This window comes from Mycolicibacterium flavescens, assembly GCF_001722335.1.
GTDB classification, from domain to species: domain Bacteria; phylum Actinomycetota; class Actinomycetes; order Mycobacteriales; family Mycobacteriaceae; genus Mycobacterium; species Mycobacterium flavescens.
Genome location: NZ_MIHA01000017.1, coordinates 76,498 through 102,914 on the forward strand (window position 1 = coordinate 76,498; position 26,417 = coordinate 102,914).

The 26,417-nt window shown below is 69.1% G+C and carries 28 protein-coding genes, 1 tRNA gene and 1 pseudogene; 7 read left to right on the top strand and 23 right to left on the bottom strand.

The genetic code is table 11. The annotated features are described in order from the left end of the window. Positions 1-4 precede the first annotated feature (4 nt). On the bottom strand, positions 5-553 hold the full coding sequence (locus BHQ18_RS21015; protein WP_069415580.1) for a Rossmann-fold NAD(P)-binding domain-containing protein: 549 nt from the start codon (positions 551-553) through the stop codon (positions 5-7). Between the two features lie 120 nt (positions 554-673). Between BHQ18_RS21015 and BHQ18_RS21020 the strand changes: the two genes are divergently transcribed. Further along, positions 674-1,042: an Hsp15 family ribosome-associated heat shock protein gene (locus BHQ18_RS21020; protein ID WP_205866156.1), complete on the top strand. Its 369-nt coding sequence runs from the start codon at positions 674-676 to the stop codon at positions 1,040-1,042. Between the two features lie 20 nt (positions 1,043-1,062). Continuing rightward, complete coding sequence (locus BHQ18_RS21025; RefSeq protein ID WP_069415582.1) at positions 1,063-1,782, top strand: 3-keto-5-aminohexanoate cleavage protein; 720 nt, start codon at positions 1,063-1,065, stop codon at positions 1,780-1,782. Here the strand turns inward: BHQ18_RS21025 and BHQ18_RS21030 are convergent. Continuing rightward, entirely contained in the window at positions 1,772-2,218 is a 447-nt protein-coding gene (locus tag BHQ18_RS21030; protein ID WP_069415583.1) for a cupin domain-containing protein, read from the bottom strand. The genes BHQ18_RS21025 and BHQ18_RS21030 overlap by 11 nt on opposite strands. A 77-nt stretch (positions 2,219-2,295) precedes the next feature. Between BHQ18_RS21030 and BHQ18_RS21035 the strand changes: the two genes are divergently transcribed. Next, entirely contained in the window at positions 2,296-2,733 is a 438-nt protein-coding gene (locus tag BHQ18_RS21035; RefSeq protein WP_069415584.1) for a hypothetical protein, read from the top strand. After that, a complete protein-coding gene (locus tag BHQ18_RS21040; protein ID WP_069415585.1) occupies positions 2,730-3,323 on the top strand; it encodes a GNAT family N-acetyltransferase in 594 nt (197 codons plus the stop codon). The genes BHQ18_RS21035 and BHQ18_RS21040 overlap by 4 nt, the downstream gene beginning before the upstream one ends. 64 nt (positions 3,324-3,387) lie before the next feature. Here BHQ18_RS21040 and BHQ18_RS21045 read toward each other — a convergent pair whose 3' ends face one another. From BHQ18_RS21045 to BHQ18_RS21055, 3 genes are all read right to left on the bottom strand, one after another. Beyond that, positions 3,388-3,837: an Hsp20/alpha crystallin family protein gene (locus BHQ18_RS21045; protein ID WP_069415586.1), complete on the bottom strand. Its 450-nt coding sequence runs from the start codon at positions 3,835-3,837 to the stop codon at positions 3,388-3,390. Between the two features lie 97 nt (positions 3,838-3,934). Beyond that, positions 3,935-4,798 carry a winged helix-turn-helix transcriptional regulator gene (locus tag BHQ18_RS21050; RefSeq protein ID WP_069415643.1) on the bottom strand — a complete coding sequence of 288 codons (864 nt, stop codon included), beginning with the start codon at positions 4,796-4,798 and terminating at the stop codon, positions 3,935-3,937. 27 nt (positions 4,799-4,825) lie between these two features. Continuing rightward, positions 4,826-6,346 carry a carotenoid oxygenase family protein gene (locus BHQ18_RS21055; protein WP_069415587.1) on the bottom strand — a complete coding sequence of 507 codons (1,521 nt, stop codon included), beginning with the start codon at positions 6,344-6,346 and terminating at the stop codon, positions 4,826-4,828. Positions 6,347-6,540: 194 nt separating this feature from the next. Between BHQ18_RS21055 and BHQ18_RS21060 the strand changes: the two genes are divergently transcribed. After that, positions 6,541-7,230: a GAF and ANTAR domain-containing protein gene (locus BHQ18_RS21060; protein WP_069415644.1), complete on the top strand. Its 690-nt coding sequence runs from the start codon at positions 6,541-6,543 to the stop codon at positions 7,228-7,230. Between the two features lie 121 nt (positions 7,231-7,351). Here BHQ18_RS21060 and BHQ18_RS21065 read toward each other — a convergent pair whose 3' ends face one another. From BHQ18_RS21065 to BHQ18_RS21080, 3 genes are all read right to left on the bottom strand, one after another. Next, entirely contained in the window at positions 7,352-9,181 is a 1,830-nt protein-coding gene (locus tag BHQ18_RS21065) for an alpha/beta hydrolase fold domain-containing protein (RefSeq protein WP_131815718.1), read from the bottom strand. 111 nt (positions 9,182-9,292) lie between these two features. Further along, positions 9,293-9,365, bottom strand: a tRNA-Arg gene (locus BHQ18_RS21075). A gap of 15 nt (positions 9,366-9,380) precedes the next feature. Then, positions 9,381-9,653, bottom strand: a complete 273-nt coding sequence (locus tag BHQ18_RS21080; protein ID WP_069415645.1) for an ANTAR domain-containing protein — start codon at positions 9,651-9,653, stop codon at positions 9,381-9,383. Between the two features lie 86 nt (positions 9,654-9,739). On the opposite strand from BHQ18_RS21080, the gene BHQ18_RS21085 reads away from it, so the two are divergent. Continuing rightward, a complete protein-coding gene (locus BHQ18_RS21085; protein WP_069415590.1) occupies positions 9,740-11,680 on the top strand; it encodes a flavin-containing monooxygenase in 1,941 nt (646 codons plus the stop codon). Here BHQ18_RS21085 and BHQ18_RS21090 read toward each other — a convergent pair. After that, positions 11,677-12,495: a TIGR03621 family F420-dependent LLM class oxidoreductase gene (locus BHQ18_RS21090; protein ID WP_069415591.1), complete on the bottom strand. Its 819-nt coding sequence runs from the start codon at positions 12,493-12,495 to the stop codon at positions 11,677-11,679. The genes BHQ18_RS21085 and BHQ18_RS21090 overlap by 4 nt on opposite strands. 169 nt (positions 12,496-12,664) lie before the next feature. Here BHQ18_RS21090 and BHQ18_RS21095 point away from each other — a divergent pair, with 169 nt between their 5' ends. Beyond that, positions 12,665-13,765, top strand: coding sequence for a glutamate--cysteine ligase 2 (locus tag BHQ18_RS21095; RefSeq protein WP_069415592.1), 1,101 nt, complete (start codon positions 12,665-12,667; stop codon positions 13,763-13,765). Here the strand turns inward: BHQ18_RS21095 and BHQ18_RS21100 are convergent. The 14 genes and pseudogenes from BHQ18_RS21100 to BHQ18_RS21165 form a co-directional block, all read right to left on the bottom strand. Next, positions 13,762-14,469: an anti-sigma factor gene (locus BHQ18_RS21100; protein WP_069415593.1), complete on the bottom strand. Its 708-nt coding sequence runs from the start codon at positions 14,467-14,469 to the stop codon at positions 13,762-13,764. The genes BHQ18_RS21095 and BHQ18_RS21100 overlap by 4 nt on opposite strands. Beyond that, positions 14,466-15,047, bottom strand: coding sequence for a sigma-70 family RNA polymerase sigma factor (locus tag BHQ18_RS21105; RefSeq protein WP_069415594.1), 582 nt, complete (start codon positions 15,045-15,047; stop codon positions 14,466-14,468). Before BHQ18_RS21105 ends, BHQ18_RS21100 begins: the two co-directional genes overlap by 4 nt. 2 nt (positions 15,048-15,049) lie before the next feature. After that, complete coding sequence (locus BHQ18_RS21110) at positions 15,050-15,814, bottom strand: DUF1365 domain-containing protein (protein ID WP_069415595.1); 765 nt, start codon at positions 15,812-15,814, stop codon at positions 15,050-15,052. 40 nt (positions 15,815-15,854) lie between these two features. Further along, the gene (locus BHQ18_RS21115; RefSeq protein WP_069415596.1) at positions 15,855-16,940 is read right to left on the bottom strand and encodes a serine hydrolase domain-containing protein; all 1,086 of its coding nucleotides are present in this window, start codon (positions 16,938-16,940) and stop codon (positions 15,855-15,857) included. After that, positions 16,940-18,007, bottom strand: coding sequence for a poly-gamma-glutamate hydrolase family protein (locus BHQ18_RS21120; protein WP_069415597.1), 1,068 nt, complete (start codon positions 18,005-18,007; stop codon positions 16,940-16,942). Before BHQ18_RS21120 ends, BHQ18_RS21115 begins: the two co-directional genes overlap by 1 nt. 28 nt (positions 18,008-18,035) lie before the next feature. Continuing rightward, positions 18,036-19,262 carry an Nramp family divalent metal transporter gene (locus BHQ18_RS21125; protein ID WP_084294215.1) on the bottom strand — a complete coding sequence of 409 codons (1,227 nt, stop codon included), beginning with the start codon at positions 19,260-19,262 and terminating at the stop codon, positions 18,036-18,038. A 77-nt stretch (positions 19,263-19,339) separates the two neighbouring features. Next, positions 19,340-19,585, bottom strand: coding sequence for a hypothetical protein (locus tag BHQ18_RS21130; protein ID WP_069415599.1), 246 nt, complete (start codon positions 19,583-19,585; stop codon positions 19,340-19,342). Between the two features lie 85 nt (positions 19,586-19,670). Continuing rightward, positions 19,671-19,937 carry a hypothetical protein gene (locus tag BHQ18_RS21135; protein WP_069415600.1) on the bottom strand — a complete coding sequence of 89 codons (267 nt, stop codon included), beginning with the start codon at positions 19,935-19,937 and terminating at the stop codon, positions 19,671-19,673. A gap of 33 nt (positions 19,938-19,970) precedes the next feature. After that, positions 19,971-21,047 carry an NAD(P)H-dependent amine dehydrogenase family protein gene (locus BHQ18_RS21140; protein WP_069415601.1) on the bottom strand — a complete coding sequence of 359 codons (1,077 nt, stop codon included), beginning with the start codon at positions 21,045-21,047 and terminating at the stop codon, positions 19,971-19,973. An 11-nt stretch (positions 21,048-21,058) separates the two neighbouring features. Further along, positions 21,059-21,850 carry an SDR family oxidoreductase gene (locus BHQ18_RS21145; RefSeq protein WP_069415602.1) on the bottom strand — a complete coding sequence of 264 codons (792 nt, stop codon included), beginning with the start codon at positions 21,848-21,850 and terminating at the stop codon, positions 21,059-21,061. Between the two features lie 154 nt (positions 21,851-22,004). Then, complete coding sequence (gene ku / locus BHQ18_RS21150) at positions 22,005-22,979, bottom strand: non-homologous end joining protein Ku (protein ID WP_069415603.1); 975 nt, start codon at positions 22,977-22,979, stop codon at positions 22,005-22,007. After that, complete coding sequence (locus BHQ18_RS21155; protein WP_069415604.1) at positions 22,979-23,926, bottom strand: carbohydrate kinase family protein; 948 nt, start codon at positions 23,924-23,926, stop codon at positions 22,979-22,981. The genes ku and BHQ18_RS21155 overlap by 1 nt, the downstream gene beginning before the upstream one ends. Beyond that, positions 23,923-25,344 (bottom strand): mannitol dehydrogenase family protein, encoded by a 1,422-nt coding sequence (locus BHQ18_RS21160; RefSeq protein ID WP_069415605.1) that lies wholly within the window; start codon positions 25,342-25,344, stop codon positions 23,923-23,925. Before BHQ18_RS21160 ends, BHQ18_RS21155 begins: the two co-directional genes overlap by 4 nt. After that, positions 25,341-26,341: pseudogene (locus BHQ18_RS21165) on the bottom strand (NAD(P)-dependent alcohol dehydrogenase). The gene BHQ18_RS21160 and the pseudogene BHQ18_RS21165 overlap by 4 nt, the downstream one beginning before the upstream one ends. Between the last annotated feature and the right edge of the window lie 76 nt (positions 26,342-26,417).

Genomic DNA, 26,417 nt, shown 5'->3' on the forward strand with positions numbered 1-26,417 from the left:
GCGGTCAGGCCGTCATCAGGTAGTCGGCCCGCCCGACGTAGACGACGCCGCTCGGGTTCGGGGTGTTCGCCGCGTTGACGACGGCATCCGCGAAGGTCGCGTCGCTCAGGTCGCCGGAGACCACGGTGAAGTGGACGTCGGCGCGGGCGAACTCCGAACGCATCGCGTACAGCGCGGTCTCGTTGGCGCGCATGGTGGCCGCGATCGCGGTGTACCCCTTGGGGACGGCCTTGTTCGGGAAGAAGTGCGCCTGGTGGCTGGTCACGAAGACGATCCGCCCGCCGGCGGGCATCAGCGGCAGGGCCCGCAGCGCGATACGCCGCTGCGCGTCGCGGTCGACCCGCATCGCGGCGCTGAGCTCACCGGACGTGAAGACCAGGGTGTCCAGCCGGCCGAAGCGGGCGCCGATCGTGTCGATCATCGCCGCGGACTCGACCGAGGTGCCGGCCCGCACGACGTGGGTGTCGGCGTCGGCGAGTCGGTTGGCGACGTCGGCGCCGATGCCCGTCGATCCGCCGGTGACCAGGGCGATCCGTGCAGGTTCGTGATGCATGTCGGCTTCCTTTCGTCGCTGCGGTGCGCCGTGCCCACCACCGTACAACAGTTTTTAAGAAAAATAAGGCCTAGATAAGGTCACAATAAGGTCGTGATCGGGGTGGGCCATGATGGACGGGTGGAGTCGACCCGCATAGATCGCTGGTTGTGGTCGGTCCGGCTGGCCAAGACCCGCCCGGATGCCGCGGAGGCCTGCCGCGGCGGGCATGTGCGGGTCAACGGGCGCCCGGCCAAACCGGCGACGACGGTGTCGCCCGGCGACGAGGTGCGCGCCCGCATCGGCCAGACCACCCGAGTCGTCGAAGTGCTGCGGGTCATCCACAAGCGGGTCGGCGCGGCTGACGCGGTGACCTGCTACCTCGACCGCACCCCCCGGCCCACGGTGGCCGACTCGGTCCAGGTTGCCGCCCGCGACCGAGGGGCGGGCCGGCCGACCAAACGGGACCGCCGGATGCTCGAGAAGCTGCGGGCGGGCCAGTTCCGCTGATCGCTGACAGGATCAGGGGCATGCCCCTGACCTACGTGAAAGCCTGCATCAACGGAGCGCGCACTCCCGAGCAACATCCAGGCCTGCCGATCACTCCGGACCAGCTGGCCGTTGCGGCGGCCGACGTGCACCGGGCCGGGGCCCAGGCCGTGCATCTGCACCCCAAGAGCCCCGACGGCGTCGACTCCCTGCAGCCCGCCGTCGTCGACGCCGCGGTCGGCGCCGTGCGCCACGCCATGCCCGGCCTGCCGCTCGGGGTGACCACGGGCTACTGGGCGTTGCCGGACGAACACGAACGCCGGCGCACCGTCGAGAGCTGGTCGGTGTTGCCGGACTTCGCGTCGGTGAACTGGCACGAACCGGGCGCCGAAGATCTGGCGAAGCTGCTGCTGGACCGCGGCATCGGGGTGGAGGCCGGGATCTTCCACGCCGAGGCCGCCGATTCGTGGGCGGCCTCGGAGGTCGCGCCGCACTGCCTGCGGGTGATGATCGAGCTGCAGGGCGACGGCGACACGGACACCGCCGACGACCTGCTCGCCCGGATCCGGGCGGCCGGGTCGCCGGCGCCGGTGCTGCTGCACGGCCTCGACGAAAGCTGTTGGCCGCTGCTGGAACACGCCGGCCTGCGCGGTCTGCAGACCCGCATCGGGATGGAGGACACGCTGCGGCTGCCCGACGGGTCGATGGCCGCCGACAACGCCGCACTGGTGGCGGCCGCGGTCGACCTGCTCAGTCGCTAGGCGCGGCCAACGAGAAGTCGGCGAAGTCGAATCCGGGCACCACGATGCAGCTGACCAGCGTCGGCTCGTTGTCGCGCGGGCGGGCGCGCTGCCAGTGCCCTGGCGGCACGACCAGCTGCGGCTGTTGCCCGTCCAGAATGTCCGCGCCCAGCAAATGCGTTGCGGCGCCGCTCTGTTCGGGGCCCATCTCCAGGATGAGCGGGCTGCCCGAATGGTAGAGCCACAGTTCGGCGCTGCGCACGGTGTGCCACGCCGACTGTTGACCCGGCATGAGCAGGAACAGGATGGCCGTGCCCGCGCTGCGGGGCCCGCTGTAGTCCGGCGGCAGCGCGGACTGCGGCACGGTCAGATCGCTGCGCCAGGTCTCCCGGTACCAGCCGCCCTCGGGGTGAGGGGACAGGTCCAGGCGGCGCGCCCACTCGGGGAGTTCGGTCATCCCGGTACCGCCTCTCGGTGTCGGACACTCCACACTAGAGACCGGATCGCCGCACCACACCCGATAGGCTCGGGGGCATGTCGCGCCTGCGCCCCGGATGGCTGGTCGCGCTGTGCGGGGCGACCATCTCCGTGAGCGCGTGGCTGCCCTGGCTGACCGAGGGACCCAACCGCGCGTCGGCGATCGGCGGCGTCGTGGGGGATCTGCCCACTCCGGCGCCGGGCTTCGGGGTGGGCCAGCTCATCATGCTGCTGGCTTCCGTGTTGATCGTCGCGGGGGCGCTGGCGGCGCAGGGCCTCTCGCCGAGGCTGGCTTCCTCTGCGGCGCTGACGGTTTCGGTGCTCCTGCTGGTGCTCGCCGTGTGGTACTACCGGCTCTACGTCTATGCGCCGGTGTCCGCCGGCTACGGGTGGTACATCGGTGTCGGGACGGCCGGGGTCGCGGTGCTGCTGTCGGTGTGGACGATGGTGGCGGCGTGGGCGTCGGCCCCGCGTGCGTCCTCCCGCGCGCTGTGAGCGGGTTCGTCGCACCCGTGCGGCTCACCGGCGAGCGCTGGGTGATGCTGGAACCGCTGAGGCGCGAGCATCTTCCGGAGATCGCGGCGGCCGCCGCCGACGGTGAACTCGGCCGGCTGTGGTTCACCGCGGCGCCGGCGCCTGAGCTGGTCGAGCAATGGGTCGACGGCAGGTTGGCGGTCGGAGCCCCCGGGAGCGGGTTGACGTTCGTCGTGCGCCGACTCGACGGCACACTGGTCGGGTCGTCGAGTTACATCAACGTCGACGCCGCGAACCGTCGACTCGAGATCGGCAACACCTGGTACGTGGCCGCCGCGCGCCGCAGCGGGGTCAATTCCGAAACCAAGCTGCTGATGCTGGGCCACGCATTCGACCAATTGGGCTGTGTCGCGGTCGAATTCCGTACCCACTTCTTCAACTTCACCAGCCGCGCGGCGATCGAGCGGCTCGGCGCGAAACTCGACGGAGTGCTGCGCAGCCACCAGGTGCTGGCCGACGGGTCGCGCCGCGACACCGTCGTGTACTCGATTCTCGACGTGGAGTGGCCGGCCGTGCGCAACAACCTGCGCTACCGGATGAGCCGTTACTGAGACTGCGGACAGACCGCAACTCTCAGGGGGAGAACGCGATCTGTCCGCAGTCTTGGTGTCGGGCTTACCCGGCCTCGACAGTCGTCGGTTCGATGGACTTCTGGTCACCGCTGACGGCGACCTCGATCTTGCGCGGCTTGGCGCGCTCGGCCATCGGGATCGTCACGCTGAGCACACCGTTCTCGTAGGTCGCCGAAATCGCCGATGCGTCAATGCCATCGCCGAGCGCGAGCTGGCGGCGGTAGGTACCGAAGAACCTCTCGTTGGCCAGCCACTGCACGGACTCCTCGGACCGCGCGGTGCGATGCGCCGAGATCGTCAGGGTGCCGTTGTCGACGTTGACGTCCACCGAACCGGGGTCGACGCCCGGCAGATCGGCGGTCAGAAGATAGTGGTCGTCGACCTTGCACAGGTCCATCGGCATGAACCGCGGGGAACGATTCGACCCGGCCTGGTTGCTGAGGAGACCACGGGTCAGAGCATCAAAATCGCTGAACGGATCGAAACGAAGCACAGCAATTCACCTCCTATGTCATCCAGAGCCCGCCACCCTGGCGGGCAGCCAAATCACTGTGCGCACCTGCCAGTTTAGCACTCTCTGCCGGAGAGTGCTAGTCCGATTCGGGAGTCGAGACGACCGAAATCGTCGTGCCGCGCAGAGCCCTCCGGCACCGGTCACACGTCAGCACCGCGGTGAACCGGTGCCCGCAGGACGGGTGTTCCACGACGACGGCGGGCCCGTCCGGCGCCTCGTACCACCGCTGCGCCCACTGCAGCGCCGTGATCACCACCGCGAACAACGCGTAGCCCTTCTCGGTGGGTCGGTACCGGTTGTCGGCCGCGTCGAACACCTCGTTGGCGGTCAGGATCGACAACCGGTCGGCCACCGAACCCGGCGGTGCGCCCAGCTGTGACTGGAAGTCGGAGAACCGCCGGATGCCGACCAGGCCGGCCACCAGCAGCGCGAACCCCCAGCGGTTGCCCATCACGCTCATCGTCTGGGGGAAGAGGCCGGCGGCCGCGGACTCCGAGCGTCGCCGCGTCGACGACGGCGGAACCGACCGCGACCAGGATCCGCTCGGACCCCAGTGCGCGACAACATCTTCAGCCCCGACATCCGAGCCGCACGCCCGGCAGGTCACCACCGGGGAGCACTCGTCGCCGCATTCGAGGTGCTGCATCCGCGGCAGCGGCGTGGCGTGATCGGGCACCCACCGTCGCTCCCACTCCCAGATCGACACCAGCACCGGCCACAGCGAGCGGCCCCGGGTCGTCGGCGGGTATTCGAACCGCGACGGTCGGGTGTGGTACTCGCGGCGGTCGAGGAGGCCTTCGTCGGTGAGCGCACGCAGCCGCGCGGTCATCACCGAGTTCGAGACCGGCAGGCGTGCCTTGAAGTCGCCGAAGCGTGTCGCTCCGAGCAGCGACTGCTGCATGACGAGCAGTGTCCACTCGTCGCCCAGCAGCCCCAGCATGCGGGCGACGGCATTCGGCGGCGGCACCTACAGGCCGACGGCCGCGGCCGCCGAATCGGTCTCCCGCCACCGCCGCAGTTCGGCACCCGGCGCCCAGGTCGAGTGGGTGCCGCTCGAGATCCGTTCGGGTAGAGGAAGTTTGCACACCGGGCCGTCGGCGACGCGGGCGGCGTCGAACACCAGGCAATAGGAGGCGTCGGCGTTCATGTCGGTGGTGAGGGTGATCAGGTAACCGCCGTCCTCGGTGGTGCCGCCCACGCGCGGAGCCATCGCGGTCTCGCTGCCGTACACGCCGTCGTCGAACATGAACCGCTGCTCGGCGCCGGTGTGCAGGTCGTGCTTGACCAGGCCGTCGAACAGGAACCACCCGGGCTTGCCGGTGGCGGCGTAGGCGTAGCGGTACGGGGCGCCCGCGTAGCCGGCATTGATCATCCCGAACTCGGTGATCGAGTCGGTCAGCTGTTCCTCGGTGGTCGTGCCGGTGACGAGGTTGAACCGCCAGCGGTGCAGCCGGGTCTGCAGGCGGTCGAGCGCCAGGAAGCGAAAGGCTCGCTGCCACTTGGATCCGGCACCGGTATCGACCGGGTTGGGGTCGCCTTCGTAGAAGCCGTCGAGGACGATCTCGTCGCCGTCCTCGTAGGCGTTGGTGAAGTGCAGGACGAAGGTCGGGTCAGCCTCGAACCACCGGATGTCGTCCGGCCGGCCGCGACGCGGGATGACGGCGAAGCGTGACGGCATGTCCGGGTGGAAGCCGGGGAAGTGGATGTCGGCCTTCAGCAGCGCGGGATCCCAGAACATCGGGAAGTCGTTGAGGATCGCGTAGTTCTCGGTGAACGCCATGTCGTGGGGCAGCCGTGGGCCGGGCAGCGGCACGTCGGTCAGGTGCACCAGGTGGTCGTCGCGGTCGACGACGCCGTAGCGCAGGTACGGCGCCTGCTTGCTGTAGGAGAAGAACAGCAGCTCGCCGGTGCGGTCGTCGACCTTGGGGTGCGCGGACACGCCCCAGCCGGTGGGGAACCGGCCGTGCCAGTCCTGCTTGCCGAGGGTGTCGCCGGTGAACGGGTCGACGCGGTACAGGTCGCCGCACTGGTAGTGGCTGGTCAGCGCGACACCGCGGTGCACGGTCACGTCGGTGCTCGACGCGTCCTTCATCAGGGTCCGCGCGCCCCAGCCGTAGTCCCGCTTGGCCAGTTCGATCGGCTCGGCCAGCCCCGGCCAGAGCGGGCCGCCGGCCGCGTTCTCCTCGACGAAGCTGTCGGTCTGGACGAATCGGTTGCGGTAGAAGGCTTTTCCGTCGCGGAAGCCGACGATGTGGATCATGCCGTCGCCGTCGAACGGGTGGTAGAACTTCAGCGCCGGATGCAGCGGGTTCTCGGTGTTGCGCAGATACACGCCGTCGAGGTCGCGGGGAATCTCACCCGCCACCGGGGTGAGGTCATCGGCGTCCCACTCGGTGGTCTGCGGGCGCCACGGCCCGGTGCGGTAGGGGTGGTCGTCGTCGTCGGGCAGCGTCGAGAGGTACTTGCCGACGAGGTCCACGGTTGCCATGCACAGACGCTACTACAACTAACAGAGTGACTCGGCCGGGTACGCGAGGCGGCCCCGCCGGCTCTGAGCTGAACCGACGAGACCTCAACAGACGTGGCGGTCGACCGCCGCGGCTGTCTGCACCCGAGATGCCCAACCTGTCCGAGATGCAAACAATCGTGTACATCGCGGTCGGTTCGGGAAGACTGCGGGTTATGGCGCAAGTGGCAAGCCACGATCTGGCGAACCGGATGGCCGAGCTAGCTCGGTCGACGGCTGCCCCGCGCAGCGTGGAGCAGGTACTCGAGGACGTGACCTCGACCGCGCGGGAACTGATGCCGGGCGCCGACGCCGTCGGCGTGCTGCTGATCGGCAAGGGCGGTGACTTCGAATCGCTGGCGGGCACCTCCGAGTTGCCGCACACGCTGGACGAGATCCAGATGAAGTACCGGGAAGGGCCGTGTGTGGATGCCGCGCTCGGCGAGACGGTTCTGCGGACCGACGACTTCCGGACCGACGAGCGCTGGCGACGGTACGGGGCGGCCGCCGTGGAGTACGGCGTGTTCAGCGGGCTGTCGATCAAGCTCTACACGGCCGAACGCACCGCCGGCGCGCTGAACATGTTCGGCATGAAGCCGAACGCGTTCAATGCCGAGGACGAGACGATCGGCGCGGTGCTGGCCGCGCACGCCGCGGCCGCGCTGCTGGCCAGCAAGGAAGGTGAGCAGCTGAAGTCGGCGATGACAACGCGCGACCGCATCGGCCAGGCCAAGGGCATCATCATGGAGCGCTACGGCGTCGACGACGTGCGCGCATTCGAGATGCTCAAACAGTTGTCGCAGGACAGCAACACCAAGCTCGCCGACATCGCCCAGCGGGTGATCGACACCCGCACGGGTGCGTGAGGCGGCGAAAAAAATCTTGAAATGTAGGGAAACACCGGATTCCTCTGGCCGTCGTTGGGAATACGGTTTGTGAGGTCGGCCCGCCCCCTGATGACCTCCAGGTGGCGGGCCGCTTTTTCGGCTATTGCGCCGGTGCCGAGTTGTCGTCCACGACGGTGTGGGGCAGTAGGCCGAGCTGGCGATAGATGTCGCGGCGTACCAACGGCGCGGCGGAGTTGACCGGCAGGCCCGAGATCGGCCAGTCGTGATACTGCCCTCGGCCCACCACCATCGAGATCGGCGCGCCGATGTCGACCGCGCGCTCATACAACCGCACGTTGCCGGGCAACACCATCTCCTCGGTCCCGATGTAGATCGTGGTCGGCGGCAGTGCCTGCAGGACCTCGGTCTCCATGTGCAACGGGCCTATCCGCGGGTCATTGTTGACGACGCCGTCGAAGGAGTGCACGCCCTTGGAGAAGTAGGCGATGGTGGTGGCGTCGAAGAACGGGTCGTCGATGCCCCAGTCCTCGTCCTCGTCCGAGAAGGTGGCCTGGCCGGAGATCACGACCATGCTCGCCGGCAGTTCCTCGCCCCGCAGGATCAGTACCCGCACAGCGGAAAACGCGTAGGTGTATCCGGCTGAGTCGGCGTAGATACTGACGTTCTCGGCGCCGCGCTCGTCGATCACATGCGAGATGTAGTCCGCCATCTTGGGTGTGACGTTGAGTATGGAACCCGCCTCGGTCCTCCCCAGCGGGTAGATCGGCACGAGCACCGTCGCTCCGGTGTCACGCGCCATCTGCGTGTAATCGAACCAGTGCAACAGATTCGGCTGGAAGATGAAACCGCCGCCGTGGATCGCGACCACGGTGGCGCCGGTCGGCTCGGGCGGTTCGAATTCCCAAACCTTCCAGACCTCTCCCGGCGATACCTCGAACTCCATCTGACGGGCGTTCAACCCGAACGTGAGGAAGAACGGGGGATTCTCGCTGGCGATCAGCCCCCCGAAGATGGCGGCGAAGGGGATCCCGAAGAAACCGGTGATGTCGCGGATCACCCGCAGGCCGGCGACCGTCAACTGGTCGATGATCGTCGGTGGCGGCGTGTAGGTCAGGGAGTTCTCGACTACCTGCGGTGCGGCTGGTTCCTCGGCAGCCGGGGTCGGCGCCGTTTCGAACTCGCGTCGCGCGAACGCCAACAATGACCACGCGGCCGGCGCGCCGGCAGGTGATACCGGCGCGCTGTCGGCAGCCGATGGATCGAGCAACCCGCCGAGCGCAGCGGACACCGCAACGGCAATCCGCTCCACGGGGGCGTTCTCGGCGTCGTCGTGCGATGAATTGTCCCTCCTAACAGGCGGATTCGCCACAGGAACAGCTTCGACCACCACCGTCAGCGGCGACGTTGCAACGCTGGGCGTGGGTGTCGTCGGTGCGGTGAGGTCAGGGTCGTGAACGTCCGGTGCAGGCGCCGAAACGCTCGCCGCGGCGGACGACGGGGGTTCCGAAGTCCGCGTCTGACGCGTCGTGAAGCTGCTGTCCAGCGGTGACTTCTTGTTGCGCTGGGGCGCCGCCACGGACTTCGATGCCGCTGGTTCGGTGTCGGAGGGCTCGGTCGACGGTGTGGTCGACGAGGGTGTGCGGATGCTCGGGGAATCATCGGTCTCGACGTCAGTGTTCGGGGCGTCCGGCGTCGTCTGTGCGGCAGCGCTTGTCGAGGGTTCCGACGGGGAGTCGGCTGAGGCTGTTGACGATGAATCGGATGACGAGTCTGGCGAATCGGCGCGCGCGAGCCCGGGCCCGGACAGCACAGCCATCCCGACGCTCAGCGCGATAATCAGTCCAGCAAATCGGCCCATACCCGGCACCGCCCCTCTGACTGGGATTAGTCCGCACGATAACAACCGCGGTGGCAAATGAGAACAGGTCAGGCGGAGTCTGACGGCCTGGTCAAATGCCGGCGACCGCACACCGACGGCGGATGTGCGAGAGTGCACCCGTCGTCTGGTATCGGCTTGTCAGACAGCAGATTTCGGGTGAGATGACACGGACACCATCGGCCGACCTGCAAAAAGAAAAAGTGCCCCCGGCAGGATTCGAACCTGCGACACCGGCTTTAGGAGAGCCGTGCTCTATCCCCTGAGCTACGGGGGCGCAACGGCTCGCAGCTTACCGCCTGGGTTGCTGCAGCAGCGACGACCATTCGTAGCGGGCCGCCCAGCCGGCGTCACCCTCGACGTCGACACCTTCGGCCAGCCCCACCAGCGCGGCGGCCAGCTCCAGCGTGGGCACCCGGTGCCGCTTCGCCGCGTCGACGATCTCGGCGAACGCCTCTTCGACCCGGCAGCGACGCAGCGCCACCACCACGCCCTCAGCGCGCTCCAGCATCCGAACGCCCCAGTTCACGCGGTCGCCGACGACCATGCCGGGATTCATGACCATGATCAATTCCCGTTCACGTCCGGCCCAAACCTGCCGTCGATTACGCTACGAGCAGTACCGTAATAATCCCGGTGAGAGGACACGACGTGCGCAGTCGCTACGCGGGCACGCCCTTCACCACACCGACCGACCGGATCCGGGAAGCGCTCGAAGACGTCAGCGTCCCGACCCTGCTGCTCAGCCTCGTACACATCACCGGCGACACCCGCTTCATCCGCGACTACGCCCAGGCCGGCCTGTTCCTCAACGAGGTGCAGGGCTTCATGTCCGAGGACGACAAGGCCCGCGTCCGAGCCGAGGCGCTGGCCGTGATCACCGACTACCGCGACCGCGGCTGCCCCGAACCGGCCCCGCTCGGCGCCGACGTCGTCAAGCAGATGATGGACTGGGCCGCCTGCGAACCGGTGGGCGACGAGTACCTGCCGCTGATGTCCGAAGAACTCGACCTCGCCGGTGAAGACCCGCGCAGACCCGACCCGGTCGACCCCGACGCCGCATCCCGACTGCCCGTGCTCGTCATCGGCTGCGGCGAGTCCGGACTGCTGGCCGCGATCCGCCTTCAACAGGCCGGCCTGCCGTTCCTGGTCATCGAGAAGAATGCCGGCCCGGGCGGAACCTGGTGGGAGAACAGCTATCCCGGCGCCCGCGTCGACGTGGCCAACCACTTCTACTGTTACAGCTTCGAACCCAGCAACAAGTGGAGCCACTACTTCGCCGAACAACCCGAGCTGCGCCAGTACTTCGTCGACGTGATGACCAAACACGGCATCGCCGAGCACGTCCACTGGGAGACCGAAGTCATCTCGGCCGACTGGGACGACGCCGCCGGAACCTGGACCGTCGCCGTGCGCGCCAACGACGGCCGGGTCAGCAGGGTCACCGCCCGCGCGGTCATCAGCGCCGTCGGCCAACTGAACCGCCCCAAGATGCCCGACATCGACGGCGCAGAGTCGTTCGCAGGAACCGCCTTTCACTCCGCCCGGTGGGATCACGACGTCGACCTGACTGGTAAGCGGGTCGCGCTGATCGGCGCGGGCGCAAGCGGTTTCCAGATCGCGCCCGCCATCGCCGACGACGTCGCGCACCTCGACGTCTTCCAGCGCACCGCCCAGTGGATGTTCCCCAACCCGATGTACCACGATCGGGTTGGCGACGGAACCCGTTGGGCCATGGATTATCTGCCGTACTACAGCCGCTGGTACCGCTTCCTGCTGCTGTGGCCCGGCGCCGACAAGGGCCTCGACGCCGCACGCGTCGACCCCGCCTACGAGCAGACCGACTACGCGGTCAGCGACATGAACGCCGCCGCCAGGATGATGTTCACCGACTGGATCACCACCCAGGTCGACGGCGACGAGGACCTGCTCGCCAAGGTGCTGCCCGACTACCCGGCCACCGGCAAGCGCACGCTGCAGGACAACGGCACCTGGCTGAAAACCCTGCGCCGCGACAACGTCGACCTGATCCGCACACCGATCGAGCGGATCACCCCGACCGGCGTGGTGACCGCCGACGGCGACGAGCACCCCGCCGATGTCATCGTCTACGCCACCGGGTTTCGCGCCACCGAAGTGCTGTGGCCGCTGCGCATCACCGGCCGCGACGGCGTCGACCTGCGCGACGCCTGGGGCGAGCGGCCCTACGCCTACCGCGGCATCATGGTGCCGGGCTTCCCGAACTTCTTCCTCACCTACGGCCCCGGCACCCACCTGGCCCACGGCGGAAGCCTGATCCTGAACTCCGAGTTGCAGATGCGCTACATCGGCCAGCTCCTGCACGCGCTCGCCGACGGTCTGCACTCGATCGAACCCACCCCCGAAGCGACCGAGGACTGGCGGCGCCGCTCACAGGAGGCGATCACCATGACCGTCTGGGCGCACCCGTCGATCGAGCACTCCTACTTCAAGAACGCCCACGGCGAGATCCACACCGTCAGCCCGTGGAAGCTCTACGAGTACCACGCCGCGGTGCGCACACCCGAATGGTCCGACTTCGTGGTGAGAAGCGCTGCCGCCCAGAGCGTCTAGAGTTCAGCGATCACCTTGGCGAACGCCTCGGCGTGCAACTGCTGCACGGTGAAGTACGTGACGCCGTAGGTGTCGCGATAGCCGCGCAGCGTGTCGGCGATCTCGGCGGGAGAGCCGGACAGCACCGCCGGGGTGGCCAGCAGTTCCGCCTCGGACAGGTGCGGCAGGAACTGGCGGGTGATCGACAAATCGGGGCGCCCGGAGTCGTCGGTCGGCAGCGCGGTGATCGCGATGTTTAGCTCCAGATCGGCGAACCGGTCGCCGGCGGCCTCGCGCACGAACGCGATGCGGTCGGCCAGCGGATCGGACTCGGCGGTGATCGGCGCCCCGCCCGTCAGGCCGATGATGGCAGCGCGCCGCGCCGCCAGCGTCAACAGCTTGTCGCCGTTGCCGGCGATCAGGATCGGCACGTCGGGTGCCTCTGATGCGATGTGCTCGGTGACATGGCGCAGCCAGTCCACCCGCTGGCCGGCCGACGGGAACGGCAACTCGGCCTGTTCGAACTCCGCCTCGACGTACCCGGCGCCTAGGCCGAGGTCGAACCGGCCGCCCGACAGATCCCGCAGCGTGGTGACCTCGCGGGCCAGCAGCGCGGGCCGGTAGAAGCCGGCGTTGAGCACGAACGTGCCGACCCGCAGGCGCTGCGTGGCCATCGCCATCGCGGTCATCATCGGGAACGGCGCCGTCGTGTAGAGGTGGTCGGCGACGTGCACGATGTCGTAGCCCATGTCCTCGGCGCGGCGCGCCCAGTCCTGCACCGACTTCTGCCGCCGCCCGGCCTGCAGTCCCACACCGAACCGGAAGGGTTTGGTCACGCGGTCATCGTATGGCGATCACAACTCGGCAAAGGATGTTTGGCGCACGACACCGCGGGGCATAAACCTGCCGCCGACTTCGACACTCGAAGTCCACAGACTCGAAGGACTTGTTGCCCCGATCCGGCCCGTCGTGAACCATCCGACGGGCCGGATCAATATTCTTCCCATGGCCACTCACCCCACGATCGGCGTCGAAGAAGAGTTCCTGCTCGTTGACTCGGCGAGCGGGGAACCCGTCGCGCGCAACGAGACCGTCGCCCGCGAGGCCGCCGCCCGCGGCGTGAAACTGCAACTCGAGCTGACGACGTGCCAGGTCGAGACCGCCACCGAGGCCGTCGGCTCCGCCATCGCCCTGCAACAGCAGCTGATCGCGCTGCGCCGGGCCACCGCCGAGGCCGCCGAACAGGCCGGCGCGCAACTGCTCGCGGTCGGGCTGCCGCCGACCCTGCCACACGAATTCCCGATCACCGACACACCGCGCTACCGCCGGATCGCCGAGCGGTTCGGGATGATCGCCCACGAGCAGGGCATCTGCGGGTGCCACGTGCACGTCGCGGTACCCAGCCGCGAGATCGCCGTCCGGGTCAGCAACCGGCTGCGACCCTGGCTGCCCAGCCTGCTCGGGCTCAGCGCCAACTCCGCGATCTACCGCAACTCCGACACCGGCCACGCCAGTTGGCGCAGCGTGCTGTGGGCGCGCTGGCCCAGCGCGGGGCCGCCGCCGCACTTCGACTCGGTCGACGAGTACGACGCCGTCGTGCAGATGATGCAGCAGGCGGGGGCCATGCTCGACGACGGCATGGTCTATTGGGACGTCCGCCCCTCCGCCAACTTCCCGACGATCGAAGTGCGCGTCGCCGACGTGCCCGCGACCGTCGCCGACACCGTGCTGCTGGCGGCGTTGACCAGGGCCGCGGTGATGACCGCTCTCGACGACGAACGGCGCGGCGAACCGGTCCCGCCGCTGGCGCCGCACGCGCTCAAGGCCGCGTACTGGAAGTCCGCGCGCGACGGGATCGACGGCGACGCCGTGGATCTGGTCGACGGCCACGCCCGGGTCCCGGCCGGCGAACTGCTCGGCCGCCTCGTCGAACACGTCCGGCCCGCGCTGGAGGACGTCGGCGACTACGACCTCGTCGTCGACGGACTGCGCCGGGTCACCGAGGCCGGCAACGGCGCGTCGCGCCAACGCCGGGCCTGGCAGCGCGGCCACGACGTGGGCGACGTGGTCGCCGCGGCCGCCGAGGCCACCCTCGAAGGCTGTTAGGCCAGCGGCAGTTCGGCGAACGGCGCGCCGGTCGGCCGCTCCGACCCGCCCGGCGGTTCGATGGTGAACGCCAGCGTGCGGGAGTCGCCGAGGTCGGGCAGCACCGCGGTGGTCGACGGCGCGACCGCGCCCTGATCCATCGTTCCCGCGGAGTGCGCACCCTTCTCGTCGACCAGCCACATCTGGTACACCGTGCCCGGTTGCGGCGGGGAGACGTTGTTCATCACCAGCACCCCGGCATCCTTCTCGCGGGAGAACACCACGGTCGCGACGCCGCCGCCCGGGATTTCGCCGGACACCGTCCGCACATCGGGGGCGGCGAACACCTGCTCGGCCGTCGACACCGGTGCGGGACGCAGCGCCAGACCGGCGCCGAGCGCGCCGAGGCCGACGACGAGCACCGCCGCGGCGGCCAGCGCCGGTTTCTGCCAGCGCCGCGGGCGCAGCTCGCGCACCGGGGCCGGTCCGCGTACCTCGGCGAGCAGGCGGGTGCGCAGCTCGGCGGGCGGTTCGACCGCGGTGGCCGCCGACAGCACCGCCAGCGTCTCGCGTGCGGTGCGCACCTCGTCGGTGAACGCCTGCGCGAGCGACGGCGGCGCGGTCGCGACCCGGCGGTCGATGTCGGCGCGTTCGGAGTCGCTCACCGCGTGCAGCGCGTACGGCGCCGCCAGCGCGATGAGATCGGTATCGATTGGCTCGGTCATGGCACCCCCAGGCACTTGCGGAGGCCGCGGATGCCGTCGCGCATCCGCGATTTGATGGTGGCCAGGTTGGCCGACAACCGTTCCGAGACCTGCGCGTAGGTCAGGCCGTCGTAGTAGGCGAGTTGGATGCACTCGCGTTGGACGTCGGTCAGCGAGCCCAGGCAGTCGGCCACCTGGCGGCGTTCGTCGCGCAGGATCACCGAGTCGGAGACGTGGTCGGCAGGCGTGTCGGCGGTGGCCGCGCCGTAACGGTTCTCCCGGTGGGTGGCGGCCTGCTCCGAGCGCACCCGGTCGACCGCGCGCCGGTGCGCGAGCGTCATCAGCCACGCCAGCGCCGACCCGGCCGACGGGTCGTAACCCCCGGCGGTGCGCCACACCTGCAGGTAGACGTCCTGGGTGGTCTCTTCGCTGTAGCCGGAGTCGCGTAGCACCCGCGAGACCAGCCCGAAGACCCGCGCGCGGGTCCGGTCGTAGAACGTGGCGAACGCTTCGACGTCCTGTTCGGCCACCTGGCGAAGCAGTTCGTCGAGGTCGGATGTCACGAGCGGTAGCCTAGCCACCGGCGTCAGCACCGTCATGATTATCGTGATCTGGCCGCATGTGCCACCAATTCGGTTGAGGGAGCGTCTCTTTCGCGGGCTCGCCGGTCGCTGCGGACCACCGGCACCCGGCGCAGCCACAGCGTCAGGTGCTGGATCCGCAGATCCACCGCCGTCATCAGCGGCGCCAGCGGGGCGGTGAACTGCAGTCGCAGCACCTCCCGCAGGGTGGCCGGCCGGCGGGTGCCGCGCACGGTCGCGATGAACGCCGGTTCGTCGTTGCGGTGCAGCGAGACCGTGATGTCCAGCGCGTCGTCGGGATGCGGGGCGCGCACCAGGTAGTGCCCGTCGGCGCCGTTGAACGGCGACACCCGCAGCTGCTTGGGCGTCATCGACACCCCGTCGGGGCCCGGCGGCAGCAGGTAGGCGTGCCGGCCGCCGCGGGTGTTGTGCATCTCCATCACCACGTGGCGCAGCACGCCGTCGGCGTCATGGCACCAGTACAGGGTGACCGGGTTGAACACGTAGCCGAGGACCCGAGCCTGCAGCAGCGCGGTGACGCGGCCGCCGGTCAGGTCGACGCCGTGCCCGCGCAGGAACGCGTCGACCCGGTCGCGCAGCGTGTCGCCGGGCGCGCCGTCGAGGTGATCGGCCGGGTCGAACCGCGCGAACGGCCGCAGCCAGCGCGGCAGCGAGGGCAGCCGGTCGACGTCGACGTACCAGCTGTAGCCGGGGTGCTCGAAGTAGTGGTGGACCGGGGCACGCCGCAGGTGGGTGACCCGGGTCCGGTACAAACAGGCGTCCACATCAGGTATTCGGAGCCGTCTTCGCCGCGGATGGGTGGGTTCAGGCGGGGCAGTACAGCGCGTCGAGGATCGCCGCGCGCGGGTCTTCCACGGGCGACGCCGCCGCCGGCTCCTGGGTCAATGTCATGGCGACCGCGGGCCCGTCGAGGGGCTTGGCCATGAAGCTGTGGTAGCCGGGCACGTCGCCGCCGTGCCCCCACGCGGTCACGCCGCACGGCAGCGACGCCCGGGCCAGCCCGAGTCCGTAGCGCAGGACGCCGTCGCCGTCGGGCATCGGGACCGTCTGCATCATCTGCTCGAGCAGCGGCGCCGGTACCACCCGCCCGTCGAGCAGCGCGGTGAGGAACGTGGTGACGTCTTCGTTCGTCGACACCAGGCTGCCGGCCATCCCCGCCGCCGAGGCGTTGAAGTCGGTGACGTCGGCGCGCCGGCCGTCGACGAGTTCGTAGCCGTGGGCGAGCGGCGCGCGCAGGCCGCGGTCGGCGGGGTCTGGGAAGTAGGTGTCGAGCAGGCCGAGCGGCAGGATGACCCGCGCGGTGACCGCGACGGCCGCGGGCAGCCCGGTCACCTTCTCGATCAGCAGACCCGCGATGACGTAGTTGGTGTTCGTGTACTTCATCGCGGTCCCGGGCGGGAACTGGGCGGGCCGGGTGAGCGCCATGTCGAGCAGGCGATCGCCGGTCACGGGTTCGGCGGGGACTGCGGTGATCTCGTCGAAGTACTCGGGCAGGCCGCTCTGATGACGCAGCAGTTGGCGCACCGTGATCTTGGCCGGATCGATGCCGTCGCCGCGGATGCGGCCGGGCAGGTACCGCTCGACGGGCGCTTCGAGCTCCAGTGCGCCTTCGGCCACGAGTTGCAGAATGGTCGCGGCGACAAAGGTTTTCGTGATGCTGCCGACCCGCACGTGGGTGTTGGGTGCGAATCCGGCTCCGGTCGCGACGTCGGAGTGGCCGGCCGCGAAACGCGTCAGTTCCGGTCCGTCGCGGACCACCGCGACGCCGCCGGCCAGATCGTCTTCGGCGACGGCGCGGGCGAGTTCGGTTTGGACACCGGGCGGCTGGGCGTGAACCGGGGCGGCGGTCAGGACCGCCAGGATCAGGGCGACGACTCCTGCGATGCGCACTACGCCGAGCGTAGTGGCCACGAGTGCGCGGCGGCCACCAGACCTTGCACCAGTTCGGAAGTCGCCGGGCTCAACCCGTCGTCGCCCGGTAGCTGACTGCGGGGGCTCAGGCCGCGTACCCGTGGCGTGAGTTCGAGTTGCGCTCCGCCGTCACGCATCCGGTTGACCGGGTTGTCCGGATGCAGCCCCCGCAACTCGCGCGGCATCGCGTCGAGGTCGGTGACCACGTGATATCCCGGCACCCGCACATGGTCGGCAAGATGTTGGGCCAGTTGGCGATTGCGGCCGCCGGCCAGTAGCTGGGTGCTGCGCCCGATACGGCCGTAGCCGTGCAGCGACACCGCGACGTCGACGTGGTCGAGGAACTCCGCGAGGCGTTCGGACTCTGCTGCGAGATATGAAGCCGACGGCAGATGGTGCGGGTAGTGGTCGGGGTGGCGCACCACGTAGAGCGAGGCGCCGGCGGCGTCGGCGGCGCGGTCGGCGATCACGTCGGTCATCTGCTCGAGGCCGCCGCCGTGGATGGCCATGAACCCGAAACGCGACCGCAGCGTGCTCGACTCGCTGACCCCGGGCTGGGCCAGCAACTCCGAAAGTGTCTGCGGGCCTGCCGATTCGGAGTCGTGGGTGCGCGACGGCCAGTGTGCGGGGTCCCAGCGGCGCAGGAAATCCACCCAGCGTTGGGGGAGACCGTGGTGTTCGGCGCCGTCGATGATCCGCTCGAGGTATCCCGGCCGCGGCGGCCCGGGTTCGACGCGGTGGTCGATGTAGACCCACGCCTCGGCGGGCCCGTCGGCGGTGTGCACGACCAGCCGGTCGCGCCGGTAGCGCACCGGCACACCCTCGGCGCTGTCGAGCACCGCGAGGTCACGGTCGGACAGTCGCCACAACACCCCGTGCACCTCGGACCCGTCGAACGGTTCGACCGTGGCCACGCCGCGTTCGTTGATCAGCCAGTCGTGGTCGGCGAGCTTGGCTGGTCGGGGATCGACCGCGTCCGGGCACCGCAGGGCCATCTGGGTCACGTTCAGGTTCGACCCGTAGGCGAAGTAGGGGTGCTGTCGCACGCCTGTCAGATTGCCACAATCGGCTGACTCAACCGGCGAAGGTCAGGTAGATCAGCAGCACGTTCAGCGCGCTGATCAGCGCGGCGACACCCCAGCCCGCGATCGTCGTCGCGCGGTGGTTGGTGTCGTCGCCCATCAGCGCGCGGTCGCTGGTCAGCCGGATCAGCGGGATCAGCGCGAACGGGATGCCGAAGGACAGCACCACCTGCGAGAGCACCAGCGCGCGGCTCGGGTCGACGCCGATCGCGAGGATCACCAGCGCGGGCAGCAGGGTGATCAGCCGGCGCAGCACCATCGGGATCGAGCGGTAGAACAGGCCCTGCATGATCATCGCGCCGGCGTAGGCGCCCACCGACGACGACGCCAGCCCCGAGGCGAGCAGGCCGATCGCGAACAGCAGCGCGACCGTCGGGCCCAGGGTGTCGGCGACCGCGGCGTGCGCGCCCTCGATCGAGTCGGTGTTCTCCCGTCCCTGCAGGTTGGTGGCGGCCACCAGCACCATCGACAGGTTGACCGCGCCGGCGATGACCATCGCGACGCCGACGTCCCAGCGGGTGGCCCGCAGCAGCATGCGCCGGACCGGGCCGGGTTCGGGGTGGCCGTGCCGGTCACGGACCAGGCCGCTGTGCAGGTACACCGCGTGCGGCATCACGGTCGCGCCGAGCATCGCGGCCGCGATCAGCACGCTCTCGGTGCCCGCGAACCGCGGCACCAGCCCGCCCGCGACCTCGCCGACCGGTGGCGCCGAGACGACCAGGCTGGCCAGGAAGCCGACCGCGATGACCGCGAGCAGACCCGTGATCACGCTCTCGAAGGTGCGTTGGCCGCGCCGGTCCTTGACCACCAGCAGCAGCAGCGAGACGACGCCGGTGATGATGCCGCCGGTGAGCAGCGGCAGGTCGAACAGCAGGTACAGCGCGATGGCGCCGCCGACGACTTCGGCGAGATCGGTTGCCATGGCGACCAATTCGGCCTGCAGCCAGTAGGCCAGCCGGGTGGGGCGGCGCATCCTCGCGCCGACGGCTTCGGGCAGTGAGTGCCCGCTGACCAGCCCGAGTTTGGCCGAGAGGTACTGCACCAGGCACGCCATGATGTTGGCGGCGACGATCACCCAGACCAGCAGGAAGCCGAACTGCGCGCCCGCGCTGACGTTCGCGGCGACGTTGCCCGGGTCGACGTAGGCGATCGCGGCGACGAACGCGGGCCCGAGCAGCATCAAACCCGGCCGTGGCCGTACCTCGCTGCGCTGGATCAACGAAACCCCACTTTCTATCCGGGCTTGCGAATAGAAAAGTTAGGGTAGCCGAAACCTTCGGCGTGTCGGTGAGGGGGTTACTTGCCCCAGCCGCCGAGGTTGATCACCAGGCCGCCGCCCCACGGCCAACCACCCCAGTAGGGGCCGGTCTGGACCGACGGTGAAGTGACGATCTGCGAACTGCCGTTGGTCTGGCACTGCGTGGTGTTGGGTCCGACGTTGGCGCACTGCGGAGCGGCGGCGGCGATCGGAGAGGCGAACAGGGCCGCGCCGATTGCGCCTACGGCGAGAACGGGTGCGGCGTAATGAGAGAAAGAGTTCATGCGATGGCCTCCTAAGGCCATAAAACCGCTGTCGGCGGTGTTTTGTTCCGCCGCGTGAAAGGCGTTGCGCCTCAACCCCGATGGATCAGGGGAAGAAGAAGCCGTCGCCTTCCCACATGCTGCCCCAGGGGCCGACGTACTCCTGCTCGGCGGGGGTGGCGTTGATCTGGACGTTGCCCGGAGTGGCGCATTCGGTGGTGGACCCGCCGATGGCCTGCGCGCCGCCGGTGTCCACACACTGCGGCAGTGTCGGATTGGCCGGTTCCGCACCGGCCAGCGGTGCTGCGGCCAGACCCGCCGCGATGGCGCCCGCGGCGATCACCGGTGCGAGATAACGAAGTGTGGTCCGCATAGGCACGTCCTTCTGTCTAGGTCTACCCCGGCCTCATCGCACAGCGTACAACCCTTTTCCGGTGATCAGCGGCAAGTCGAGGGTGGTGCGGATGCCCGGCGCGGCGGCGACGACCGCGGGGATCGCGTTGACGACGCGCGCGGCGGTCGCGACCAGACCGGCGTGGTTGTGGTCGCCGTTGGGGCTGCTCAGGCACAGGTCGACGGTGTAGGACGGCTCCCCGGTGATCTCGAGGCGGTACGACCCGCCCTCCTGCGCGGGCTGCGGCCAGTCGGGGTGCAGATCGTCGCGCAGCCGGGTGACGTGTTCGAGGACGACGGCCACCTGATCGTCCTTGATGCCCTGCACCTCGAAGCGCAGCGCGGCCGCGGTGCCCTTGGCGATGTGCCCGGCGGCGATGTCGAAGTCCTCCGGCGCGGGCTCGCGGACGTAGGTCTCGACCACCTTGTCGAGTTCGATGCCCAGTCCGGCCGCCAACTGGCGCACCACCGAACCCCACGCCAGAGAAAGCACACCGGGCTGCAGCAGCATCGGGATCTCGTCGAGCGGCTTGCCGAACCCCATCACGTCGAACATGACGGTGGCGCTGTCGTAGGTGTCGTAGTTGATGATCTCCATGCAGCGGATCTGTTCGATGCGCTGACAGGTGCCGGCGAGCGCCAGCGGCAGCAGGTCGTTGGCGAACCCCGGGTCGATGCCATTTACAAACAAGGTCGAACACGCGGTCTGCGTGGCCTCCTCGATCGGCTTGACCAGCTCGTCGGGCAGCACCTGCCAGGGGTACTGCAAAAAGACCGCGCTGCTGCCGACGACGTTGACGCCCGCGGCCAGGATGCGGCGGTAGTCCTCGAGCGCCTCGGGCAGCCGGTTGTCGGCCATCGCGGTGTAGACCGCGCAGTCCGGTTTAGCCGCCAGGATCTCGTCGAGGTCCGTCGTCGCGGTGATGCCCGTCGAAACCCCAAGTCCGGCAAGCTCACCCGCGTCCCTGCCGGCCTTCGACTCCGAGGACACCCACACGCCGGTGAGCTCGTACTGCGGGTCGTTGATGAGCTGGGTCAGCGCGTGCCGTCCGACGTTGCCGGTGCCTATCGCGGCCACTTTGATGGTCATGTACGTCTCCTCTAGAGATCCGGGATGGGCATGTCGAGGTTGGGGAAGGTCAGCCCGCCGTCGACCTCGAGCGTCTTGCCGGTCAGGTAACTGCCGGCCGGCGAGGCCAGATACACCGCGGCCGCGGCGATGTCCTCCGGCTGGCCCAGCCGGCGCAGCGGGGTGGCCTTCTCCATGGGGTCGCGCAGGTCGTCGTTGGACGCGACGATGTCGAGCGCCGAGGTGAGAATCGAACCGGGCGCGATCGCGTTCACCCGGATGCGCGGGCACAGATCGAGTGCGGCCAGCCGCGTGTAGTGGGCGAGCGCGGCCTTCGCGGTGCCGTAGGCGGCGAACCCGCGCCCGGCCAACCGGCCCATCGTCGACGTGACGTTGATGATGCTGCCGCCGCCGGCGTGTTCGAGCATCAACGGCACCGCGGCCGTCGTCAGCGCATGGGCGGTGGCGACGTTGAACGTGAATGCGTCGCGCATGTCCTTGGTCGACGTGCTCAGCAGCGCGTTCGGCATGGTGCCGCCGACGTTGTTGACGACGATGTCTAGTTTGCCGAAGGCCTCGACCGCGGCACCGGCGAGCGTCGCGGTGTCCTCGGGGTGAGCGAGGTCGGCCACCACGATGTGGGCCCGCCGCCCGACCCCGCGGATCTGCTCGGCGACCTCTTCGAGTTGCGACTGCGTCCGCGCCGCGATCACCACGTCTGCACCGGCTTCCGCGAAGGCGACCGCCATCGCGGCGCCGAGTCCGCGGCCCGCGCCGGTCACCACCGCGACCCGGTCGTCCAGGCGGAATCTGTCAAGAATCACGATCGGTCCCTTCCCTCGACGGGCGAACCGTAGCAGGGCCGAGGACCGCTCGTGAGCGGTTTCTGAAACACGTTCTAATTCCCGCCGACTGTGAAGCCACGGCGACTGAACGCGCGAAAAATCGCCACCAGTTCACACTCGGGGCGAAGGGCGGTTATTTCTTGGCGGCCTTCTTCGCCGGGGTCTTTTTGGCGGCGGTCTTGTTGGCGGCGGTCTTCTTCGCAGGCGACTTCTTCGCGGCGGACTTCTTGGCCGGGGCTTTCTTCGCGGCCTTTTTGGCCGGCGCCTTCTTGGCGGGCTTGTCGCCGTCGTCCCCATCGCCCGACCCCGAGCGGCCCTCGCGACGCGCCTTGACGGAGGCTTCGAGCTTGGCCAGCAGATCGGAGACATCCTCGGTCTCGTCGAGTTCCTGAGGCTGGTCCTCGGTGGTAAACGCCTCTCCGCCTTCGAGTTTGGCCTGAATCAACTCGCGCAGGTGTTCCTGGTAGTTGTCGTGGTAGCGGTCGGGGTTGAAGTCGTCGGTCATCGAGTCGACGACCTGGCTGGCCATCTTCAACTCGGCCGGCTTGATCTCGACTTCCTTGTCCAGCACCGGGAAGTCCGGGTCGCGGATCTCGTCGGGCCACAGCAGCGTCTGGATGACCATCACGTCGCGCTTGGAGAAGTCCTGCACCCGCAGCGCGGCCAGGCGGGTCTTGTTGCGCAGCGCGAAGTGCACGATCGCGACGCGGTCGGTCTCCTTGAGCGTCTTGGTCAGCAGCACGTAGGACTTCGACGACTTGCCCTCGGGTTCGAGGAAATAACTGCGGTCGTACATCATCGGGTCGATGTCGCTGGCCGGGACGAACTCCAGCACCTCGATCTCGCGGCTGCGCTCCTCGGGCAGCGTGGAGATGTCCTCGTCGGTGATGATGACGGTCTGCCCGTCGTCGGACTCGTAGGCCTTGGCGATGTCGCGGTACTCGACCTCTTCACCGTCGAGTTCGCAGACGCGTTTGTAGCGGATGCGCCCGTTGTCCTTGGCGTGCACCTGGTGGAACTTGACGTCGTGGTCCTGCGTCGCCGAGTACACCTTCACCGGGACGTTCACCAGGCCGAACGCGATCGAGCCCTTCCATATGGAACGCATCAGCCCAGTATGGCTGATCCCCGGGCCGCATCGCGGGTAGCTCGATCAGGCAGTTGGGCGCCGGGGCGGGCCACGGTCAACGCCGACGACAGCGCGGCGGTGCGCACCACCTCGGTCAGCGTCGCCGTGTCGATCCGCGCGAGGTCGCGGCGCCGCTGCGCTCCGAGCAGGTCCAGCGACCACAGCGCGTCGATCAGCCCGGCCATGAACGCGTCCCCGGCGCCGACGGTGTCGACCACCTCGACCCGGTAGGCCGGCACGTGCACGGTGCCCGCCGCGCACGTCGCGAACGCGCCGCGCCCGCCCATCGTGACCGCGACGATCGACGGGCCCAGCGACAGCCACGTCTGCGCCTTCTCCTCGGGGGAGCGGTCAGGGTCGAGCCATTCCATGTCCTCGTCGCTGGCCTTGACCACGTCGCAGCGTTCGATCAGCCGGGCGATGCGGCCCCGCACCGTTTGAGCTTCCCCGTCACCGACCAGCGCCGGGCGCACATTCGGGTCGAACGTCACGGTCGCCGCCGTGTGGTAGGTGTCGAGCAGCGCCGCGGTGGCCCGGCAGCCCGGCTCGAGCGTCGTCGCTATCGACCCGCTGTGCGCGACCAGCGGCGGTGCCACCTCGGGGGTGCCGGACAGCTGCCAGTCGATGTCGAACTCGTAGCGGGCCGACCCCTGCTCGTCGAGCATCGCCCTGGCCGTCGGCGTCCGCGCCGCCGTGGTGCTTCCCGAAACCATCTGCACCCCGGCCTGTTCGGCGTAGTCGACGATGCGGCGGCCGCGGTCGTCGGTGCCGATGTGGGTGAGGAAGTCGACGTCGCGGCCCAGCCGTGCCAGGCCGACGGCGACGTTGAGCGGGCTGCCGCCGACGTACTCGCCCTCGACCTCGCCGCCGCGTTCGACGATGTCGATGAGTGCCTCGCCGATCACCAGCGCCCGCGGCGCGGTCACGGGGTGTCCTTGTTCATCAACGCCTCCAGTGTCGCGCGCGCACCGTCGCGGTGCAGGGACTCCAGCGCCCACACGTACGCCTCGACGAACCGCTCGTGGTCCGCGAGATCGCCGAACACCGAGGTGTTTTCGATGAACGCGGTCGGGTTGTCACGCTGGCTGCGGGCGATCGGGACGAGCGTGTCGGCGAGTTGGTCCTGCACGTCGATCGGTTCGCCGTGCTCGTCGACGCCCTCGGCGTAGCGCGCCCAACTCGCCACCGTGGCCGCCGACAACGCGATCGGCGCGCCGGTCCGCAGGTTCTCCCGGATCACCGGCAGCAGCCACTTCGGGATGCGGTCCGACGATCCGTAGCACAACCGGGCCACGGTGTCGCGGACACCCGGATTGGCGAACCGCTCGATCAGCGTGCGCTTGTAGTCGGGCAGGTCGATACCGGGCACGGGTTTGAGTGTCGGGGTTGCCTCGTCGTCCATGTAGGCCCGCAGGAAATCGGCGAACAGCGGATCACCGGCCGCGTCGTGCACCAGCCGGTAGTCGGCGAGATAGGCGAAATAGCAGAGGCTTTGGTGGCTGGCGTTGAGCAGGCGCAGCTTCATCAGCTCATACGGTGTGACGTCGTCGACCAGCAGCACGCCGACGTCCTCGTACGGTGGCCGCCCGTCGCTGAAGTCGTCCTCGAGCACCCACGACGTGAACGGCTCGGCCACCACCGGCCAGCGGTCGTCGACGCCGAATTCGCTTGCCACCAACTCGATCACGTCGGCGGTGGTGGAGGGGGTGATCCGGTCGACCATCGAGTTGGGGAACTTGGTGTTCGCGGTGATCCACTCGCCGAGGCCGGGATGCGCGCGTTCGGCGTAGGTGGTGAACGTGTGCCGTGCGACGTCGCCGTTGCCCTCGATGTTGTCGCACGAGACGATCGTCGGTGAGCCGGTGCCGCGGTCGCGGCGACGCGCCAGCGCCTCGGCGACCAGACCGAAGACGTTCACGCCGTCGCCGAGGTTGTCGATGTTGTAGCCGCCCTCGGTGATCGTCAGCGAAACGATCCGGGTGCTCGGTGCGGCCAGCAGTTCGATCACCGACTCCGGATCGTCGGGCGCGTAGCGGTAGTCGACGATCGAACCGATCACCCGCGCCTCGCGGGTGCCGTCGGGCTTCTCGAGCAGCAGCGTGTAGAGCCCGTCCTGGGCGGCCATCACGTCGGCCATCTTGCGGTCGGATGGCATCACCCCGACCCCGCAGATGCCCCACTCGGAGCCCTGTCCCTGTTCCATCAGCTGGTCGACGTACATCGCCTGATGCGCGCGGTGGAAGCCGCCGACCCCGAAATGCACTATGCCGACTGAGATTTCGGACCGGTCATAGGTGGGTTTGGCGATGTCGAGCTGCGCCAGCGTCGAGTTGTCGAGCTTCATGACACCGTCACCACCGTCTTGACGGTACCCGGCGTGCGGTCGGAGTCCAGCGCCTCGGCGGTGTTCTCCAGCGGGAAGCGGGCGGTCACCATCGCATCGACGTCGACGCGCCCGGACTCCACCAGCGCGATCGCCGTCGGCCAGGTGTTCGCGTACCGGAACACCCCGGTGAGCACCAGCTCGCGGTTCTGGATCACCTGCACCGGCAGCTCCATCGACTCGGCGCCCAGCCCGACGAGCACCACGTTGCCGGCCGGGCGCACCGCGCGGATGCCGTCGGCCACCGCCGAGGGCGCCCCCGACGCGTCGATGAACGCGTCGACCCCGAGGTCGGGCAGCGGGCCGGTCGTCGGGTCCAACACCTCGGTCGCGCCGAACGAGCGCGCCTGCTCGCGGCGGGCGCCGTCGGGGTCGCTGACGATGATGTCGGTGGCGCCGTAGGCCCGCGCGAGCTGGGTGAGACGATCCCGATCGGGCCCGCCCCGGTGATCAGCACGCGGGACCGGCCGTCGACACCCGCCTTGCGGACCGAGGCGATGCCCACCGACAGCGGTTCGCACAGCGCGGCGGCCTCGTCGCTCATCGTGTCGGGGACCGGGTGAGCGAAGTCCGCGCCGATCGTCACGTAGTCGCACAGCGCGCCGTCGACCGGCGGCGTCGCGAAGAACCGCATGTGCGGGCAGAGGTTGTAGTGCCCGCGCCGGGTCTCCGCACTGTCGGGATCGGGCCGCTGCGGTTCGATCGACACCCGTTGGCCGATGCGGGCCGGGTCGACGCCCGCGCCCACGTCGACGATCGTGCCGGCGGCCTCGTGGCCGAGCACCAGGGGCCCCTCGACGACGAAGTCGCCGATGCGGCCGTGCCGGTAGTAGTGCGTGTCCGACCCGCAGACCCCCACCGAGGAGACCCGAATCAGCACGTCACCGGGGTCGGGACGCGGCACGGGCCGTTCGTGCATCTCGATCCGGCCGGGTTCGACGAGGACTGCGGCCCGCATGAGGGCGCCCGATGAGGGTGTTGTCTGCGTCACATCCCCATGCTAACGTCATGAGCATCTACTCGCATCCCTGAGC